5 protein-coding genes and 1 pseudogene are annotated in these 2,705 nt (G+C 57.5%); 1 reads left to right on the top strand and 5 read right to left on the bottom strand.

The features are described from left to right. Window positions 1–125: 125 nt before the first annotated feature. The 4 genes and pseudogenes from WM94_RS29865 to WM94_RS25590 form a co-directional block, all read right to left on the bottom strand. Window positions 126–472 (bottom strand): annotated as a pseudogene (locus tag WM94_RS29865) (transposase); the annotation flags it as partial. Between the two features lie 175 nt (window positions 473–647). Continuing rightward, window positions 648–857 (bottom strand): hypothetical protein, encoded by a 210-nt coding sequence (locus tag WM94_RS25600; protein WP_061552420.1) that lies wholly within the window; start codon window positions 855–857, stop codon window positions 648–650. After that, the gene (locus tag WM94_RS25595; RefSeq protein WP_061552419.1) at window positions 854–1,243 is read right to left on the bottom strand and encodes a hypothetical protein; all 390 of its coding nucleotides are present in this window, start codon (window positions 1,241–1,243) and stop codon (window positions 854–856) included. Before WM94_RS25595 ends, WM94_RS25600 begins: the two co-directional genes overlap by 4 nt. A gap of 27 nt (window positions 1,244–1,270) precedes the next feature. Next, window positions 1,271–1,636 (bottom strand): hypothetical protein, encoded by a 366-nt coding sequence (locus WM94_RS25590; protein ID WP_061552418.1) that lies wholly within the window; start codon window positions 1,634–1,636, stop codon window positions 1,271–1,273. A gap of 17 nt (window positions 1,637–1,653) precedes the next feature. Here WM94_RS25590 and WM94_RS25585 point away from each other — a divergent pair, with 17 nt between their 5' ends. Then, window positions 1,654–2,103, top strand: a complete 450-nt coding sequence (locus WM94_RS25585; protein WP_061552421.1) for a 3'-5' exoribonuclease — start codon at window positions 1,654–1,656, stop codon at window positions 2,101–2,103. On the opposite strand, the gene WM94_RS25580 is transcribed toward WM94_RS25585, so the two are convergent. Continuing rightward, on the bottom strand, window positions 2,093–2,467 hold the full coding sequence (locus tag WM94_RS25580) for a nucleotidyltransferase family protein (protein WP_256207059.1): 375 nt from the start codon (window positions 2,465–2,467) through the stop codon (window positions 2,093–2,095). The two genes, WM94_RS25585 and WM94_RS25580, sit on opposite strands and share 11 nt — an antisense overlap. Between the last annotated feature and the right edge of the window lie 238 nt (window positions 2,468–2,705).

Here is a 2,705-nt window from a genome sequence, read left to right as displayed (position 1 = left end):
CCCGGTTGAGTGGCCGGATGACCGTGGAATCAGTGGTCGGATACGCGTGGAATGGGTGGCCGGATCACCGTGGAATCGGTGGTCAGATGCTTATGGAATGGGTGGCCAGATGACCGTGGAATCCGCACCTTGAGGGTTTGGCAAAGGCGCCGCACCGGGTAATGCGTCGAGTGCTTTTTGATGAAGGCGTACTTCAGTTGCACTCCTTGGCAAAGTACGCGGCGGCCTTTTTTAAGATGTCTCGCTCTTCAGTCACGCGCTTGAGTTCTGCGCGAAGCTTGCGCAGTTCGGCTTGCTGCTCATCGTCTTGCTGACGCTGCTCTTGGGGTTTGCTGTAGAGCTTGATCCAGGCGTAGAGGCTGTGAACAGACATGCCCAGGCGCTGGGCAACATCGGCGACAGGATTGCCTTTCTCGGTCACTTGCTTGACCGCTTCGATCTTGAATTCTTCGGGGTAACGCTGACGACTCATGGCACCTCCTATTTGGGCCTCATTATGAGGCTTGGAGGTGTCTACGAAACCAGGGGCGATTCATACACCTTCTCGAAAAACATCGTCGGCACCTACCAGTACGTGGCCAAAGCGGGCACGAGATCAAGCCGATCTCTTCACTAAACGAGTCCGTCGCGTCTGGAGATCACTGCAATCAGTGAACTGACTGCCCAAGCGTGCCAGCCTTGTGCGACTGATAGTCGATGACGGTTTGATACAGGTGGTCAGCCTCAAGACGGAGCCTTTCGATCTCCTCGGCAGACCTCCCTTCATCCACCGCCTGCTGATGGGCTCGGATGGCTTGGAGAGCCTGCTGCAAGAGCTGCTCGCCGGCCTCTGCCATGCCCAGGATCGTTCTCTTCATCGCGACCTCTTACTGCGATGGGCGCGCAGGTGCTCAAGCTCCTGGTGCCACACGGCCACGAACTTCTCGAAGTCGCGCAGATAGGGCCCCTCTGCCAGGCGGGTAGAGCCAACACTTGCCGCTTGGAAGCGCTGCAGCCATGGCTCGGGGATGCTGTCCTCGACGACCAGCTGGACGCCGCTGTAGAGCTTCGTGATGACGACATCGACGAGCTCCTGGGCCGAGAGCTGATAACCGTTCACAACGTCTTGCAGGCCCTGGTCAACCTCGTCGAGTTCAGCCAGCACCTTTTCAGCGCGGGCGTCTCCAGGCTGCAGGTCGGCAAGTGCCCACAGCGCTCTGCGCCTCGCGATCTCCAGGTTCCGCAGTCGATGATCAATCGTCACATCACTTCTCCCTGCCGCAGGTGGACGTCACAGGCCAAGTTCGACTTCTAACTGCGATCCCCGCAAGGTACGGGTGAGCTCGCCTCTCGGCAGTCTTGCCAGGATCCCATCGGCGAGGTCATTGGCATTCCGGGCGTACAACGTGACAACACCTGGTACAGGCACGCGACCTGGAACGAGGGCCCCGACTCGCACCTGGGCAATTTTCAGTATATTCACGACATCTGCGGGTAGCGTGTCGGTCGACAGGTGCTCGACGGTCGGCCTGGCGGGAGGGCTCGCACCATCCCACAGATCTACAATCGTTTCCAACAGCTTTTCGGGGCCGAAATACGCCAAGGCGATTTCCCACAGGCAGCCTTCCTGGGACAATTTCAGGCGGGCCCTAGTCATTGCAGAGGTTCCAACAGATGAGGCTCTTTCTCGATTGTGAGTTCACTCAGCTCACCGCGCAGGCAAAGCTGATCTCCCTGGCTCTGGTTGGCCAGGATCGTCGGGAATTCTACGTGGAAGTGATCGACGCGTGGCGAGAAGAAGACTGCAGTGATTTCGTGAAAGAGATCATACTGCCGCAGTTGTGGGGTGGTGAGTACGCCATGCCAATCATCGAGGCCAGAGCGGCGCTCCTGCGGTTCCTGGCAACCTATGACGAAGAGCTCGAGATTGTCACAGACGCACCTGCCTACGACTGGGAGCTGTTCTGCGAGCTCGCCTATGACGATGGGAGATGGCCCCAGAACGTCAGGAATTTCCCCACTGATGCCACGACCCTGACCGCGACGAACGATGGGGAAGAACTGCCTCACCATGCCCTGCTCGACGCCAGGATCATCGCAAGCATGTTCACAGCTAGAGCGTAACCATCTCCCGGTCAATGGATGGCCTGAGGTGCTCAGGCATGTTGTTGCGAACGTGGAAGTCGACCGGCACGCCCACCAATGCCTGAAGCTTGTCTTCAAGCTCGGCGATGTCGAACAAGGAAATCTTGCCAGCCATTTCTGGAGGGATGGTGGCGAGCAGATCAAGGTCACTCCCATCGTGGTCATCGCTTCGAGCGGCAGAGCCGAAGAGTTTGGGCTCAATAAAGCCATAGGCCTCAATGAGGCGCCGAATCTCCCCTTCCCTTCCTCGTATCGCGTCACTGGGCCTCATACCTTTCTCCAAGTCGACGCTGAGCAGCGGGCAAAATGCAAATTCGACACCTTGCTGCTTAGGGTAAGCCATCTGTTAATGACCTTTCTCAGCTAATGACCTTTCTCAGCGGGGCCGCCGAGGGCGTGCAACTGGTAGTCAGTGACAGCCTGAAAACGATGCTCAGCCATTAACCGAAGGCGCTGTCAACACCAACTGAAAACTGACCCACTTTACCCCTGAATCACCAAAGTAATACTGACCCACCTGGATCATTCGGGTTTGGAATTTTTCCTGACCACTCCCGCCTTCCTCTTGTCCTTCAAGCGGT

It is taken from the genome of Pseudomonas sp. ABFPK, assembly GCF_001586765.1.
Classification (GTDB): Bacteria; Pseudomonadota; Gammaproteobacteria; order Pseudomonadales; family Pseudomonadaceae; genus Aquipseudomonas; species Aquipseudomonas asiatica.
Note: the sequence above shows the minus strand (reverse complement) of the source record. Positions and strands in the feature narration are given on the sequence as shown.